Source organism: Diaphorobacter limosus (assembly GCF_033100095.1).
GTDB lineage: Bacteria > Pseudomonadota > Gammaproteobacteria > Burkholderiales > Burkholderiaceae_C > Alicycliphilus > Alicycliphilus limosus.
In genome coordinates this window covers 1,262,209-1,278,249 of record NZ_CP136921.1, presented here as the reverse complement: position 1 = coordinate 1,278,249, position 16,041 = coordinate 1,262,209, and the positions used below count along the sequence as shown (strand labels likewise).

The window sequence follows — 16,041 nt, the reverse complement described above, 5'->3', positions numbered from 1 at the left end:
GTGACAGTCAGGCAGGCGTACGAGGCGGAGCTGGCCGCCAAGGGATTTGCAAGCGACCCGGCGCAGCTGCGCGCCATCGATGCGCTGGAGCGCTGCGCCGACGAATGGAGCCGCTACAAGGCCAAGCGCTCCAACAGTTTGAAGAAGCTCATCAACCACCCCGACATTCCCAAGGGCGTCTACATGTACGGCGGCGTCGGGCGGGGCAAGAGCTTTCTCATGGATTGCTTCTTCAACGCGGTGCCCCTGAAACGCAAGGTCCGCCTGCACTTTCACGAGTTCATGCGCGAGGTGCACCGCGAGCTCGCCAGCCTGCAGGGCACGCAAAACCCGCTGGACGCCCTGGGCGCCAACATCGCCAAGCGCTACAAGCTGATTTGCTTCGATGAATTTCACGTAGCGGACGTGACCGACGCCATGATCCTGCATCGCCTGCTGGTGGCGTTGTTCGAAAACGGCGTGGGCTTTGTCACCACCTCCAACTTCAAGCCGGACGAGCTCTACCCCGACGGCCTGCACCGCGACCGCATCCTGCCGGCGATTGCGCTCTTGAACGAGCGCATGGAGGTGGTGAATGTCGACAACGGTACCGACTACCGCCGCCGCACGCTGGAGAACGCTAGGCTCTACCACTGCCCGCTGGGGCCGCAGGCCGACGCCGAGATGGCGCAAACCTTCGACCAGCTGGCGGAGGTGCATGACGAAGATCCGGTGCTGCGCATAGAGGCGCGCGAGATCCACGCCCTGCGCAAGGCCGGCGGCGTGGTGTGGTTCGACTTTCGCGAACTGTGCATGGGCCCGCGCTCGCAGAACGACTATCTGGAGCTGGCCAGCCAGTTCCACACCGTGCTGCTGTCGAACGTGCCGCATATGCCGGTCAACATGGCCTCGCCGGCAAGGCGCTTCACCTGGCTGGTGGACGTGTTGTACGACAGACGCGTCAAGCTCATCATTTCGGCGGCGGTGCCGCCCGAGGACTTGTATACCGACGGCCCGCTGGCGCACGAGTTTCCGCGCACGGTCTCGCGCCTCAACGAGATGCAGTCCAAGGAATACCTGCAGCTTGAGCGGCGTGTCGTCGATACCGGATTGACCTGATGCCCATCCATGCCCGTCATTCCCTGAGGGTGCTTCTGTGCCTGGCCGCGCTGCTGGCATTGCCCGGCCTCACTCTGGCGCAGGATGCGGCTTCCGGCACTGCCGCCGGGCCACAGCAGCAGCGCGAATTGCGGCGCGCGCAGATACAGGCCGAGCGCCAGGCCCTGCAGGCCGGGCGCAGCAGCGATGAGGCGGCCTGCTACCAGCAGTTTGCCGTGCATGACTGCCTGAACCAGGTCCGCGCCAGGGTGCGCGAGGCCGAGAATCGGCTGCGCCGCCAGGAGCTGCAAATCAACGACGAAGAGCGCCGGGAAAAGGCCGCCGAGCGGCGCCGCTCCATCGAGGAGCGGCAGCAGGAGCAGCGGCAGAACCTGCAGTCGGGAGAAAAACCGCCGCCGATGCGCGCCACGGAGCGCGGCAATGCGCAAACGCGCGCGCAGCAGGCCCAGCAGCGCGCCGCCGAGCAGCAGCACCGCGCCGCGCAGCAGGCGCAAGAGCAGCAGGAGCGCCAGCAGGCCGAGGCGCAGCGCGCATCGGAATCACGCGCACGCTACGACGCGAAGCAGCAAAAGGCGCGTGAGCGGCGCGAGCAGCATGAGCGCGACAAGGCCCAGGCACAGGCATCGGGGCGCAAGCCACCGGCCCCGCTGCCTGCCCCCTGATCAGGCCGAGAGCGTCAGCGGCGCCACCAGGGGGGGAAGCTTCTTCTCGTCTGCCAGGGCCTCGATCCTCACCACCACCAGCGACAGGTTGTCGCCACCGCCACGCGCGCGGGAGCGGGCCTTGTCGATCAGGAACTCGGTGGCCTCGCGCGGTGTCAGCGACTCCAGCACCGAGGCCAGTTCGGCCGGCGAAAAGTAATGCCACACGCCATCGCTGCATGCCAGCAGCACATCGCCCGGCTGCAGCTGGGAGATCAGATGCATGGTCACGGGCGGGTCGCTTTCCGAGCCCAGGCAGCCTATGAGGATGTTGGAGTGCGGGTGGTTGCTGGCCTCGGCCTCGGTCAGCTCGCCGCGATCGACCAGGGCTTGCACATAGGAGTGATCCGCCGTGCGGTAGAGCAGCCGCCCGCCCTGGAAGTGGTAAATGCGTGAATCCCCGGCATGCGCCCAATGGCAGTCTCCGCGCGGGTTGATCAAAAAGGCGGCCACCGTGCTGTGCGGCTCCTGCTCGGCCGATATGGCCGTGAGGCGAATGACGATATGCGACTCGTGCACGATGTGCTCAAGCAGGCTGCTGGCGTCGTCGGTGTCGGGGCAATAGCGCTCGAACAGCTGGCGCGCGGTCATCATCACCTGATCCGAGGCCTTGCGCCCGCCGCTGCGTCCACCCATGCCATCGGCCACCACCGCCAGCACACAGCCGTTGTAGCGCGGATGCGAGAGCAGGGCGACCTGATCCTGCTGGTAGTCGCGGTCACCCTTGTGGATGCCGGTCGAAGCAATGAGGCGGAACGCTTTGGTCATGGGCTGCGGTTGGGCGCTGGGGCGCCCGCGGGGGGCGGTGGCGGCTGGGAGCCCATTATTATCAACGCCATGCCGTCCGGGTTCCGTTTCTCGCATGTCCTTGAGTGATCTCGTCGCCGGCGCGTTCGCGGCCGATGGGCCGCTGGCGCGCGCGCAGCCGCATTTTCGGCCGCGCGCCGAGCAGACGGCCATGGCGCAGGCGGTGGCAGAGGCCATCGAAGACCACGCCCCGCTGGTGGTGGAGGCCGGCACCGGCGTCGGCAAGACCTTTGCCTACCTGGTGCCTGCCCTGCTCAGCGGTGAGCGGGTGGTGGTCTCCACGGCCACCAAGGCGCTGCAGGATCAGCTGTATGGCCGTGACCTGCCGCTGTTGCTGCGCGCCCTGGCACTGCCGCTGTGTACGGCCTTGCTCAAGGGGCGGGCCAGCTACCTGTGCCACCAACGCCTGCAGCAGGCACGATACAACCCGGTGCTGGCCCCGGCCCAGGCGCAAGAATTGGCGCGCATCGAGCTGTGGGCCCAGGGCACGCAGAGCGGCGACCTCGCGGAGTTGCCCGGGCTGGATGAGCGCTCGCCGCTCCTGGGGCTGGTTACGTCAACGCGCGACAACTGTCTGGGCCAGGACTGCCCACGCTTTGCCGACTGCCATGTGTACCAGGCGCGACGCACGGCCCTGGCGGCCGATGTGCTGGTGATCAACCACCACCTGTTCTTTGCCGACCAGGCCGTGCGCGAATCGGGCGTGGCGCAACTGTTGCCCAACTCGGGTGTGGTGGTTTTTGACGAGGCCCATCAACTGGCCGAGACCGCCAGCCAGTTCCTGGGCGCACAGTTGGGCACCGGCCAGCTGCACGATCTGGCGCAGGACCTGCTCGTCAGCGGCCTGCGCCATGCGCGGGGATTGGCCGACTGGCAGGGGCTCGGCGCCTTGCTGCGCCAGGCGACGCGAGAGTTGCACCTGCTTGTGGCCGATAGTGCTGCGGGTGTCGTGCCCGGGCGGGTGGCCTGGGTGGGTGCGGCGCCCGATGGCGTGGATGCCACGGCGTGGGATGGCGCAATGGCGCGTGCAGTGGGCGTCCTGCGCGGCATCCTGGCGGGGCTGGATGGCGTGACGGCGCTGGCTCCCGACCTGGCACATCTGCATGAACGCACGGTGGACTTGCTGGCGCGGCTGGCACGGTTTTCCGCTCCGGGTAGTGCCGATGGCGTGCGCTGGCTCGATTGGACCGGCCAGCTGCGGCTGAGCGAGGTGCCGCTGGCTCTGGCCCCGGCCCTGCGCACGCTATGGCAAGGCCCGCCGGCCGAGGCTGGAGCCTGGGACGAGCCCGTGGCGCCATTGGCGGGGTGCAAGCGCACCTGGGTGTTCACCTCGGCCACGCTGGGTGATGACGCACAACTGAGCTGGTTCACCGAGGCCTGCGGCATGGATGGCGCACGCACGCTGCGTCTGGACAGCCCGTTCGACTATGCGCGCCAGGCCGCGCTCTATGTGCCGCCCCAGCTGCCCGCCGCCACGGATCCCGCGCACAGCGAGCAGCTGGCCCATTGGGTGGCGGATGCGGCGACGCGCCTGGGCGGGCGCACGCTGGTGCTGACCACCAGCCTGCGTGCGCTGCAGGTCATGGCCGGCGTGCTGCAGCAGCGCCTGGCGGTCGGTGGTGGCATCGAGGTGCTGGTGCAGGGCCAGGCGCCCAAGCGGCAGATCATGGAATGCTTTCGTGCGCCGGCGGATGCTGTGGGCCATGTGCTGGTTGGCTCGGCCAGCTTCTGGGAGGGGTTTGACGTGCCGGGCCAGGCGCTGCAGCTTCTGGTGATCGACAAGTTGCCGTTCCCGTCCCCCGGTGATCCGCTGGTGCAGGCGCGGGGGCGGCGCCTCAAACAGCAGGGGCGCAGCCCATTTCGTGACGATGCCTTGCCTGCGGCGGCGCTTGCCCTCAAGCAGGGCGCCGGCCGCCTGATACGCAGCGAAAGCGATACCGGTGTGCTGGTTGTGGCCGACCAGCGGCTGCTGCGCATGGGTTATGGCAAGCGCCTGCTGCGGGCCCTGCCCGCCATGCGCAGGCTGCGGTCGCAAGAAGAGTTTGATGCGGCGCTGGCGGCGTTTACCAGAACTTCCACCACGGGTTGTCCGTGCCCTTGAAGCCTGCCTTGGGCAGGCTGCTGTTCGGGTACGAGGCTTCCAGCACACGGCGCGCGTCGTCGCGCAACTGCGTCATGCCCAGGGCGTCGTAGGAACGCACCAGGATGTACAGCGCCTCCTCGGTCGCGGGCACGTCCTTGTAGTCCGCAATCGCGCTTTGCGCCCGGCCCACGGCCGCCACATAGGCGCCGCGCTCGTAGTAGTAGCGGGCGACATGCACCTCGTACTGCGCCAGCGAGTTGATGATGTAGGTCATGCGCAGGCGCGCATCCGGCGTGTAGCGCGACTCGGGAAAGCGCGTCGCCAGCTCGCGGAAGGATTCGAACGAATCCTTGGCAGCCTTCTGGTCGCGCTCGGACAGGTCCTGGCGTGACAGCCAGGAGAACAGACCCAGGTTTTCATTGAAGTTGACCAGACCCTTCAGGTACAGCGCGTAGTCGAAGGCGGGGCTTGCCGGGTGCAGCTTCATGAAGCGATCCAGCGTGGCCACGGCCTGGGCCTTTTCGCCACCCTTGTACTGGGCGTAGGCTTTTTCCAGCTGCGCCTGCTGGGCCAGTGGCGTTCCGGCGGCGCGGCCTTCGAGCTTTTCCAGCAGCGGCACGGCCTTGTCATAGGCGCCGCCGTTGAGTTCATCGCGCGCCTCGGCGTAGATTTTGTCCGTGCTCCAGCCGGCGGTTTTGTCTTCGTTGGGGCTGGCGCAGGCGGCCAAAAGGCCGGCGGCCAGCAGGGCAGACAACAAAGATAGAGGAAAACGCGGCATGACGGCAGCTCTCGGGATGAATGAATGGCATGGGTGGCAACCCTGTCGGGAGACAAGACCGCGCGGTACCCGCAACCCGGCATTGTAAGTAAGCCGCCCGACCTGCCGGAGCACGAGGCCAAGCCCGCATTCCTACAATGCCGGCATGTTTGTTCACCTGCGCCTGCATACCGAATTTTCCGTCGTGGACGGAACCACCCGCATCGACGAGGTCGTCAAGGCCGCTGCCAAGGATGGGCAGCCCGCCCTGGCGATTACCGACCTGAACAACCTCTTTGGCGCCATCAAGTTCTACAAGGAAGGGCGTGGCAAGGGGGTCAAGCCCATTCTGGGCGCCGAGGTCTACTTGGAAGGCGAGGCCGGCGCGCCGCCCGCGCGCCTGCTGCTGCTGGTGCAGAACCGCCAGGGCTACCTGAACCTGTCCGAGCTGCTGGCACGCGCCTGGACGCGGGGTGTCGTGAAGAACCTGCCGCTGTGTACCTGGGACTGGCTGCAGGAGCTCCATGCCGGCCTGATCGCGCTGGCCGGCGCCCAGGCCGGCCCCGTGGGCCAGGCGCTGATGCGTGGCGACGAAGCCGGCGCGGCGGCGCTGGCCCTGCGCCTGGCGGGTGTTTTTCCACATCGTTTTTACATCGAGTTGCAGCGCGCCGGCCGTGCCGATGACGAGGCCCATGTCACCGCCGCCGTGCAGCTGGCGGCGCGGCTGCAGCTGCCGGTGGTGGCCACGCACCCAGTGCAGTTTGGCCAGGCCGATGGTTACGAGGCGCATGAGGCGCGCGTGTGCATCGCCGAGGGCGAGATCCTGGCCAGCCAGCGGCGCGTGCGCCGTTTCACGCGCGAGCAGTACTTCAAGAGCAGCGCCGAGATGCAGGCGCTGTTTGCCGACCTGCCCTCGGCCATTGCCAACACGCTGGAGATCGCCAAGCGCTGCAACCTGACGCTGGTGCTGGGCAAGCCGCAGCTGCCCGACTTTCCCACTCCCAATGGCATGCCGATCGATGAGTATTTCCGCTACGCCTCGTTCGAGGGCCTCAAGGAGCGCCTGCTGCACCTTTTCCCCCAGGAGGCCGAGCGCGAAAAGCAGCGTCCGCGCTACGAGGAACGGCTGGAGTTCGAGCTGGGCACCATTCTGAAGATGGGCTTTCCGGGCTACTTCCTCATCGTGGGCGACTTCATCCAGTGGGCCAAGGCCAACGGTTGCCCGGTGGGCCCCGGCCGTGGCTCGGGCGCGGGCTCGCTGGTGGCCTATGCGCTGAAGATCACGGATCTGGACCCGCTGCAGTACAACCTGCTGTTCGAGCGGTTTTTGAACCCCGAGCGGGTGTCCATGCCCGACTTCGACATCGACTTCTGCCAGTCCAACCGCGACCGGGTGATCGACTATGTGAAGGACAAGTACGGCAAGAATGCCGTGAGCCAGATCGCCACCTTCGGCACCATGGCCGCCAAGGCGGCCATCCGCGACGTGGGCCGCGTCATGGACATGAGCTACACCTTCTGCGACGGCATTTCAAAATTGGTGCCCGGCAAGCCCGGTCAGACCTACACCCTGGCCTACCCGCCCGAGCCCAAGAAGGAAGGCGACAAGAACAACTACGCGCTGGAGCTCGAACCCCAGCTGTATGAGCGCGTGCGCAACGAGGAGGATGTGCGCACCATCATCGAGATGGCGCAGCAGCTCGAGGGCATGACGCGCAACATCGGCATGCACGCCGGCGGCGTGCTGATTGCACCGGGCAAGCTGACCGATTTTTGCCCGCTCTACCAGCAGCCAGGCAGCGAGTCGGCCGTGAGCCAGTACGACAAGGACGATGTCGAGGCCATAGGCCTGGTCAAGTTCGACTTTCTGGGCCTGGCGACGCTCACCATCCTGGAGATTGCACGCGAATTCATACAGCAGCGCCACAAAGGCCAGGAGAACTTTGCCTTCGAGGACATCCCGCTGGATGACGGGCCCACCTACCGGCTGTTCTCCGACGGCAAGACCGAGGCGGTGTTCCAGTTTGAAAGCCGCGGCATGCAGGGCATGCTGAAAGAGGCCCGCCCCAGCCGCCTGGAAGACCTGATTGCCCTCAACGCCCTGTACCGCCCGGGCCCCATGGACCTGATTCCCAGCTTCGTGAACCGCAAGCACGGCAAGGAGGTGGTGGAGTACCCGCACCCGCTGGTCGAGCCCGTGCTGGCCGAGACCTACGGCATCATGGTCTACCAGGAGCAGGTGATGCAGACCGCCCAGGTCCTGGGCGGCTACAGCCTGGGCGGCGCCGACATGTTGCGCCGCGCCATGGGCAAGAAAAAGCCCGAGGAAATGGCCGAGCACCGCATCATCTTCCGCAAGGGCGCGGCAGAGAAGGGCATCAGCCAGGACAAGGCCGACGAGGTCTTCGACCTGATGGAGAAGTTTGCCGGCTACGGCTTCAACAAGTCGCATGCCGCCGCCTATTCGCTGCTGGCCTACCACACGGGCTGGCTCAAGGTGCACTTCACGGCCGAGTTCTTCTGCGCCAACATGACGGTGGAAATGGACGACACCGACAAGCTCAAGGTGCTGTACGAGGATGCGGTCAAGCATTTCGGCATCAGCTTCGAGCCGCCGGACATCAACCGCGGCAGGTACCGCTTCGAGCCCGTGACCGACAAGGTCATCCGCTACGGCCTGGGCGCCGTCAAGGGCACGGGCCAGCAGGCCATAGAGGCCATCATTGCCGCGCGTGAGGGCCGTGGCGAGGGGCCGCGCGGCGGCGACCACGGGCCGTTCAAGAGCCTGTTCGACTTCTGCGTGCGCGTGGACAGGGCGCGCATCAACAAGCGCACGGTGGAGGCGCTGATCAAGGCCGGCGCCTTCGACGCGCTGCAGCTCAACCGCGCGGCGCTCGTGGCGTCCATAGACCGCGCATTTGACTTTGCCGCGGCGCAACTGGCCAACGCCAACCAGGGCGGGCTGTTCGACATGATGGGCGAGGATGCCGTGGGCTCCAGCACCCAGGAGCCCGATCTGGCCGACGCCACGCCCTGGGGCATCAAGGAGCGCCTGATGCAGGAAAAGACGGCGGTCGGCTTCTACCTCTCGGGCCATCTGTTCGACGAGGTGCAGCAGGAGGTGCGGCGCTTTGTGCGCACGCCGATTGCCGAGCTGGGCGACAGCCGCGAGACCCAGGTGCTGGCCGGCATCATCAGCGACTCGCGCCAGATCAATGGCCAGCGCGGCAAGCTGGCGCTGTTCAAGATTGATGACAAATCGGCGGTGATCGAGGCCTCGGCGGACGAGGCAGTGATCGCCGCCAGCGGCGCCATGCTCAAGGACGACGAGTTTGTGGTCTTGAGCGGGCGGCTGCAGCTCGATCACTTCAGCGGCGGGCTGCGCCTGAAGGTGCAGCAGGTCTGGGACCTGGGCGCGGCGCGCGCACGCTTTGGCCGCTACCTGCTGGTGGGCGCCAATGGCGGCACCAGGCCCGACGTGGCGGCCCTGGTGCGTGAATTTCCCCCGCGACGCGAGGAAACCGACCAAGGCGAGATGCTGGTGCACGGCCTGCGCGTGCGCATGGGCGTGCATTGCCAGGGGGTGGGTGGCGCCGCGGACGCCGAGTTGCAACTGGGCGAGGCCAGCCGCTTCTTTCCCAGCGACGCGGCTCTGGCCGCCTGGGGCGCGCAGGCCGGTAGCAGCAATATCAGCGTGGTGTACGAGAGCGCTTGAAAAGGCCGGCTTTGGTACCAGTTACTGGGACTGCTGCGCGAACACATGGCGCACTAGAATGAAACACATGGCAACCAAACCCCCTAAGTCCGCGCCCGCGCCACGTCTGCCCGCCAGGGACCACGGCGGCTCGGTCGTGCTCGAGCGGCGTACCCAGAAGACCAAGCCGCCACAGATGTACCAGGTGGTCATGCTCAACGACGACTACACGCCGATGGAGTTCGTGGTCGTCGTGCTGCAGGAGTTTTTCAACAAGGATCGCGAGGCCGCCACGCAGATCATGCTCAAGATCCACCTGGACGGCAAAGGCATCTGCGGCGTGTATACGCGCGACGTGGCCGCCACCAAGGTGGAGCAGGTGCTGGACGCGGCGCACAAGGCTGGCCACCCGCTGCAATGCCTGAGCGAGCCGATTGAATAGCCTGTTGAATAAATGGCCTTTGCCCCCGATCTAAAGTCACCCTTACCACGCAAGCACATAGGAGTTCTCACATGATTGCCCAAGAACTGGAAGTCAGCTTGCACATGGCCTTCGTCGAGGCCCGCCAGCAGCGCCACGAGTTCATTACCGTGGAGCACCTGCTGCTGGCGCTGCTGGACAACCCCAGCGCCGCCGAGGTGCTGCGCGCCTGCGCGGCCAACATCGATGACCTGCGTGCATCGCTGACGAATTTCATCAAGGACAACACCCCCCAGGTGGCCGGCACCGACGAGGTGGACACCCAGCCCACGCTGGGTTTCCAGCGCGTCATCCAGCGCGCCATCATGCACGTGCAGTCCACCGGCAACGGCAAGAAGGAAGTCACGGGCGCCAACGTGCTCGTGGCCATCTTTGGCGAGAAGGATTCGCACGCCGTGTACTACCTGCACCAGCAGGGTGTGACGCGCCTGGATGTAGTGAACTACATCGCCCACGGCATCAAGAAGGGCGAGCCGCCCGAGCCGCCCAAGCCCGAGGGACAGGCCGAGAGCGAAGAGGCGGCCCAGGGCGAGCGCGGCGAGAAGGCCTCGCCGCTGGAGCAGTACACGCAAAACCTCAACCAGGCCGCGAAAGACGGCAGGATCGACCCGCTGATCGGGCGCGACTACGAGGTCGAGCGCACCATCCAGATCCTGTGCCGCCGGCGCAAGAACAACCCGCTGCTGGTAGGTGAAGCCGGCGTGGGCAAGACGGCCATTGCGGAAGGCCTGGCCTGGCGAATCACCGAAGGCACGGTGCCCGAGATCCTGGCCGAGGCCATCGTGTATTCGCTGGACATGGGCGCGCTGCTGGCCGGCACCAAGTACCGTGGCGACTTCGAGCAGCGCCTGAAAGGCGTGCTCAAGAGCCTCAAGGACAAGCCCAACGCCATCTTGTTCATCGACGAGATCCACACGCTGATCGGCGCGGGCGCCGCGTCGGGCGGAACGCTGGACGCGAGCAACCTGCTCAAGCCGGCACTCAGCTCGGGCACGCTCAAGTGCATTGGCGCAACCACCTTCACCGAATACCGAGGCATCTTCGAAAAAGACGCAGCGTTGTCGCGGCGTTTCCAGAAGATCGACGTGGTCGAACCCACGGTGGCCGAGACCATCGACATCCTCAAGGGCCTGAAAACCCGCTTTGAGGAGCACCACAGCGTGAAGTACGCCGCTGCCGCGCTGCAGGCCGCGGCCGAGCTGTCGGCCAAGTACATCAACGACCGGCACCTACCCGACAAGGCCATCGACGTCATCGACGAGGCTGGCGCGGCGCAGCGCATTCTTGCGCCATCCAAGCGCAAGAAAACCATCGGCAAGAGCGAGATCGAGGAAATCGTTGCAAAAATAGCCCGCATCCCGCCCGCCAACGTCAGCAACGACGACCGCGGCAAGCTGCAGACGCTGGAGCGCGACCTGAAGAGCGTGGTGTTTGGCCAGGACAAGGCACTGGAGGTGCTGGCCGCCAGCGTGAAGATGGCGCGCTCGGGCCTGGGTAAGGGCGACAAGCCGATCGGCTCGTTCCTGTTCAGCGGCCCCACCGGCGTCGGCAAGACCGAGGCCGCGCGCCAGCTGGCCTACATCATGGGCGTGGATCTGATCCGCTTCGACATGTCGGAGTACATGGAGCGCCATGCCGTGAGCCGCCTGATCGGGGCGCCTCCGGGCTACGTGGGCTTCGACCAGGGTGGCCTCCTGACCGAGGCCATCACCAAGAAGCCGCATTCCGTGCTGCTGCTCGACGAGATCGAGAAGGCCCACCCGGACATCTTCAACGTGCTGCTGCAGGTCATGGACCACGGCACGCTGACGGACAACAACGGGCGCAAGGCGGATTTTCGCAACGTCATCGTCATCATGACGACGAATGCCGGCGCCGAGACCATGAACAAGGCCACCATCGGTTTCACCAACCCGCGCCAGGCGGGCGATGAGATGGGTGACATCAAGCGATTGTTCACGCCCGAGTTCCGCAACCGCCTGGACGCCATCGTCAGCTTCAAGCCGCTGGACGAGCAGGTCATCCTGCGCGTGGTGGACAAGTTCTTGCTGCAGCTGGAGACGCAGCTGGCCGAGAAGAAGGTCGAGGTCGCCTTCAACGACCAACTGCGCAAGCACCTGGCCAAGAAGGGCTTCGATCCCCTCATGGGCGCACGCCCCATGCAGCGCCTTATCCAGGACATGATACGCAAGGCCCTGGCCGACGAACTGCTGTTCGGCCGCCTGACCGAGGGCGGGCGCCTGACGGTCGACATAGAGCACAAGACGGACGAGCAGGGCGTGCAGACCGACGAGGTGCTGCTGGACATCCAGCCGCTGCCCAAGCGCGATCGCGGCGCGAAGTCCGAACCGGCCGAGCCCGAAGAAGCGACGGCGGATTGACCCTCCGCCCCGGCCTTGCCCCAAAAAACCCGCAGCCAGGCCCTGCGGGTTTTTTCATGGCTGCATCTCGGATTTTGATCAAATATGGCTCAAGCGCCCGTAGTATATGCGCCAATAGCTATTAAAAATATAGTAATCAAGACAGCCTGCTGGCCAGTTCTTGCGCCCACACCCTGGCCAGTTTCCTCCAGCCCGACTTGTTCGGGTGTATCTCGTTGGCCCAGTCGCCCCTGCTGCCCGAAGTGGCGGGTGGCGCGGCCGTCAGCACGCCGTTGGTCGGCACGGCGTAGACCTGGGAGCGGCCCGTGCACCAGCCGCCTATGGTCTGCTCTATGTCCCGGAATATGCCCTCGGTCAGCGCCGGCCACAGGCGCTCGTCGATGTGGTTCTTCGTGTAGGCCGCATACAGCCAGGGGCCTGTGCCAGGCGCGGCCGGCGCGTTGCGCGCCGTCGGCGTGTCGTAGCTGTTGAGGAAAATCGGCGTGGCCGCATTCAGCGGGTGGCTGCGGATGGCGCCGTAGACGGTGGCAAAGTTCGGCTTCAGGTAGCGACCGATCAGCTTGGCCAGCGCCTGCTGGTTCACGCAGTCATAGCCATCGCCGGGCAGAGCCTGGCCCGCCATGTCGCGCAGGATGCCCCGGCCCGGGTCGGGGTCGCGCGCCGCGTCGATGAAATCGTTGCCGCCAGCACTCAACAGAATGCCGTCGTAGCGGAACTGATCCAGCCACCAGCCGAACTCGCCTTGCATCACATGCGTGATGCGGCGCAGGGTGTCGCCCGCCGTGGAGATGTTGATGATGAGCACGGACTGCCTTTGCCGGTTCATCTCCTCGGCCAAAAACTGGGGCAGGGCGCCCAGGGCCGGCCCGCTCTTGTCCATCCATGAATCGCCCTCGGCCAGCAGCCGGTAGCGAAACGGCCCCTGGCCCTCGACATCGGGCGGGTTCTGCCGGTACTGGAGGGCTGTGACGGCAAGGGAGGTCATGGCAAGCCTCTTTGGTGATGTGCGCGAATCTGCATCATGGTTGCATCGCACGGTTTTGTCGATAAGATAGTAGTAAATTACTTTCTTTCGCTGAGCGATCATGAACGAACAAGCCAAATACCTGCCGGCCGATGAGCGGCGCAGCGCCACGGTGGAGGCGGTGGTCGATCTGGCCGCGCAGCAAAACCCCAGCGACATCACGACCACGGCCATCGCCCAGCACATGGGGTTGACGCAGGGCGCGCTGTTCCGGCATTTCCCGAGCAAGGACGCCATCCTGCAGGCGGTGATGACCTGGGTGGCCGAGCGCCTGCTGCTGCGCCTGGACAAGGCGGCGGGGCAGGCGGCGTCGCCCACGGCGGCCTTGCAGGCGGTGTTCATGGCGCATATCGGCTTCGTCAGCGAGCGCCCGGGCGTGCCGCGCCTGATCTTTGGCGAACTGCAGCGGCCGGGCCAGACGGTAGCCAAGCAGATGGTGCAGACGCTGATTCAGCAGTACGGCGAGCGCCTGCGCCGGCTGCTGGAGGCCGGCAAGGCCCAGGGCGAGCTGGACGCGGCGCTGGACGTGCCGGCCGCCGCCGTGCTTTTCATAGGCACGGTGCAGGGGCTGGTGATGCAGTCGCTGCTGGCCGGCGACGTGGCGCGCATGCGCCAGGACGCGCCGGGGGTCTTCGCCATCTACCTGCGCGGCATCAGGAGGCAGCCATGAAGCTGCCCAGCCTGCAGCGCCGCACGCTGGCGTTGATTGCCGTCATCGTGCCTTTGCTGCTGCTGTTTGTGTATGTGGCGCTGCGCTCCGGGCCGCTGGCGCCCGTGGCCGTGACGCTGACCACGGTGCAGTCGCGCGCCGTGGCGCCGGCGCTGGCGGGCATAGGCACGGTGCAGGTGCGCTACCTCTACAAGATAGGCCCGACGGTGGCCGGGCGCCTGCAGCGCCTGGACGTGCATGTGGGCGACCGGGTGCGCGCCGGCCAGCTGCTGGGAGAGATGGACGCGGTGGACTTGGACGAGCGCATGCGCGCCGCCCAGGCCGCCATCCTGAGCGCCGAGGCCGGCCTGCGCCAGGCCCAGGCCCGGCAAATCTTTGCGCAGAGCCAGGCGCGGCGCTACGAGCAGCTGGTGTCGGTGCGTGTGTCCAGCGAGGAAAGCTACGCCACGCGCCAGCAGGAGCTGGCCGTGGCCGATGCCGCCCTGGCCGGCGCGCGCGAGGACGCCAGCCGCCTGCGCGCCGAGTTGCAGGCGCTGCGCGCCCAGCGCGGCAACCTGCGCCTGCTGGCCCCCGTGGCCGGCCTGGTGGCCGCGCGCGACGCCGACCCCGGCACCACGGTGGTGGCGGGCCAGGCGGTGGTCAGGCTCATCGACCCGGCCAGCCTGTGGGTGGACGCGCGCTTTGACCAGATCAGCGCCCAGGGCCTGGCGGCGGGCCTGCCGGCCGAGGTGGCGCTGCGCTCGCGCCCCGGCCAGCCGCTGGCCGCGCGCGTGCTGCGCACCGAACCGTTGGCCGATGCCGTGACCGAGGAGCTGTTGGCAAAAATCGTCTTTGATGCGCTGCCCGAGCCGCTGCCGCCGATTGGCGAGCTGGCCGAGCTCACCGTGCGCCTGCCAGCCCTGCCCGAATCGCCCACCATCCCCAATGCCGCCCTGCGCACCGTGGCCGGCCAGCGCGGCGTGTGGAAGATCACTGATGGCGCGCTGGCCTTTGCCCCCGTGCGCCTGGGCCGCGCCGACCTGGACGGCCAGGTGCAGGTGCTGGACGGCCTGGCCGTGGGCGATTCCATCGTGCTCTACAGCGAAAAGGCCCTCACCACCAAGAGCCGCGTGCATGTGGTCGAGCGCATTGCCGGGGTGGCGCCATGATCAGCCTGGCCGGGCGCGACATCCTGCACACCTGGGGCAAGTTCGTCTTCACCGGCATAGGCCTGGGCCTCTTGATCGGCGTGACGCTGACCATGGCCGGCGTCTACCGCGGCATGGTGGAAGACGGCCGGGTACTGCTGGACAACAGCGGCGCCGACCTGTGGGTGGTGCAAAGGGATACCCTGGGCCCGTATGCCGAATCGTCCAGCGTGCCCGACGACCTGTGGCGTGGCATACGCGCCATGCCCGGCGTGGTGCAGGCGGCCAACATCACCTACCTGACCATGCAGGTGGGCCTGGGCGAGCAGGACGTGCGCGCCATGGTGGTGGGCATCAGTGCCGGCGGCTCCGGCGAGCCCGGCTGGCCGCCGCAGCTGGTGGCCGGGCGGCAGATCACGCGCGGCCATTACGAGGCCGTGGCCGACCTGGCCAGCGGCGCGCGCCTGGGCGACGTGCTGAGGATCCGCCGCAACCATTACCGGGTGGTGGGGCTCACGCGGCGCATGGTGTCCTCCAGCGGCGACCCGATGGTGTTCATACCGCTGAAGGACGCACAGGAGGCGCAGTTTCTGAAGGACAACGACGCCATCCTGATGCAGCGCCGCCGCACCGAGGCCAACCCGGCCTTCAACCGCCCGGCCGTGCCGGACTTGCTGGACGCGGTGATTGCCTCGCAGACCAGCAACAGCTATGTCAACGCCGTGCTGGTGCGCATAGCGCCCGAATTCACGGCGCAGCAGGTGGCCGAGCCTATCCGTCGCTGGAAGCGCCTCACCGTGTACGACCGCGCGCAGATGGAGGGCATTCTGGTGGGCAAGCTGATCGCCACCTCGGCCCGGCAGATCGGCATGTTTCTGGTGATATTGGCGCTGGTCAGCGCGGCCATCGTGGCGTTTCTGATCTACACGCTGACCATGGACAAGATCCGCGAGATCGCCGTGCTCAAGCTGATCGGCACGAAGAACCGCACCATTGCCGCGATGATCGTGCAGCAGGCGCTGGTGCTGGGCCTGATCGGTTTTGTCGTGGGCAAGATCACGGCCACCTTTGCTGCGCCGCTGTTCCCCAAATATGTGCTGCTGGTGCCGTTCGACACGGCCGCGGGCTTTGCCGCTGTGCTGGCGATCTGCGTGCTGGCCAGCGTGGTGGCGATACGCGTGGCGCTGCGGGTTGACCCTGCCGAGGCCATAGGGTGAG

Annotated in this window: 12 protein-coding genes; 9 read left to right on the top strand and 3 right to left on the bottom strand. The window is 66.7% G+C overall.

Annotation, left to right across the window (positions count from 1 at the left end):
* Complete coding sequence (gene zapE, locus P4826_RS06185; protein WP_317703023.1) at positions 1-1,098, top strand: cell division protein ZapE; 1,098 nt, start codon at positions 1-3, stop codon at positions 1,096-1,098.
* Positions 1,098-1,760 carry a hypothetical protein gene (locus P4826_RS06180; RefSeq protein ID WP_317703022.1) on the top strand — a complete coding sequence of 221 codons (663 nt, stop codon included), beginning with the start codon at positions 1,098-1,100 and terminating at the stop codon, positions 1,758-1,760. Before zapE ends, P4826_RS06180 begins: the two co-directional genes overlap by 1 nt.
* Here P4826_RS06180 and P4826_RS06175 read toward each other — a convergent pair whose 3' ends face one another.
* Positions 1,761-2,567 (bottom strand): PP2C family protein-serine/threonine phosphatase, encoded by an 807-nt coding sequence (locus P4826_RS06175; protein WP_317703021.1) that lies wholly within the window; start codon positions 2,565-2,567, stop codon positions 1,761-1,763.
* Positions 2,568-2,661: 94 nt separating this feature from the next.
* On the opposite strand from P4826_RS06175, the gene yoaA reads away from it, so the two are divergent.
* A complete protein-coding gene (gene yoaA, locus P4826_RS06170; RefSeq protein ID WP_317703020.1) occupies positions 2,662-4,707 on the top strand; it encodes a DNA repair helicase YoaA in 2,046 nt (681 codons plus the stop codon).
* Here the strand turns inward: yoaA and P4826_RS06165 are convergent.
* Complete coding sequence (locus P4826_RS06165; RefSeq protein WP_317703019.1) at positions 4,670-5,467, bottom strand: outer membrane protein assembly factor BamD; 798 nt, start codon at positions 5,465-5,467, stop codon at positions 4,670-4,672. The genes yoaA and P4826_RS06165 overlap by 38 nt on opposite strands.
* Positions 5,468-5,612: 145 nt before the next feature.
* On the opposite strand from P4826_RS06165, the gene dnaE reads away from it, so the two are divergent.
* The 3 genes from dnaE (at position 5,613) to clpA (ending at position 12,002) form a co-directional block, all read left to right on the top strand.
* Complete coding sequence (dnaE, locus tag P4826_RS06160) at positions 5,613-9,161, top strand: DNA polymerase III subunit alpha (RefSeq protein WP_317703018.1); 3,549 nt, start codon at positions 5,613-5,615, stop codon at positions 9,159-9,161.
* A 58-nt stretch (positions 9,162-9,219) separates the two neighbouring features.
* On the top strand, positions 9,220-9,582 hold the full coding sequence (gene clpS, locus P4826_RS06155) for an ATP-dependent Clp protease adapter ClpS (RefSeq protein WP_317703017.1): 363 nt from the start codon (positions 9,220-9,222) through the stop codon (positions 9,580-9,582).
* A 71-nt stretch (positions 9,583-9,653) separates the two neighbouring features.
* Positions 9,654-12,002, top strand: coding sequence for an ATP-dependent Clp protease ATP-binding subunit ClpA (clpA, locus tag P4826_RS06150; protein WP_317703016.1), 2,349 nt, complete (start codon positions 9,654-9,656; stop codon positions 12,000-12,002).
* A 136-nt stretch (positions 12,003-12,138) separates the two neighbouring features.
* Here the strand turns inward: clpA and P4826_RS06145 are convergent, their stop codons facing one another.
* Positions 12,139-12,987: an SGNH/GDSL hydrolase family protein gene (locus P4826_RS06145; RefSeq protein WP_317703015.1), complete on the bottom strand. Its 849-nt coding sequence runs from the start codon at positions 12,985-12,987 to the stop codon at positions 12,139-12,141.
* A 100-nt stretch (positions 12,988-13,087) separates the two neighbouring features.
* Here P4826_RS06145 and P4826_RS06140 point away from each other — a divergent pair, with 100 nt between their 5' ends.
* The 3 genes from P4826_RS06140 to P4826_RS06130 are packed head-to-tail and all read left to right on the top strand — an operon-like array spanning position 13,088 to position 16,040.
* On the top strand, positions 13,088-13,696 hold the full coding sequence (locus tag P4826_RS06140; RefSeq protein WP_317703014.1) for a TetR/AcrR family transcriptional regulator: 609 nt from the start codon (positions 13,088-13,090) through the stop codon (positions 13,694-13,696).
* Positions 13,693-14,844, top strand: coding sequence for an efflux RND transporter periplasmic adaptor subunit (locus P4826_RS06135; RefSeq protein ID WP_317703013.1), 1,152 nt, complete (start codon positions 13,693-13,695; stop codon positions 14,842-14,844). Before P4826_RS06140 ends, P4826_RS06135 begins: the two co-directional genes overlap by 4 nt.
* Positions 14,841-16,040 (top strand): ABC transporter permease, encoded by a 1,200-nt coding sequence (locus tag P4826_RS06130; RefSeq protein WP_317703012.1) that lies wholly within the window; start codon positions 14,841-14,843, stop codon positions 16,038-16,040. The genes P4826_RS06135 and P4826_RS06130 overlap by 4 nt, the downstream gene beginning before the upstream one ends.
* Position 16,041 lies beyond the last annotated feature (1 nt).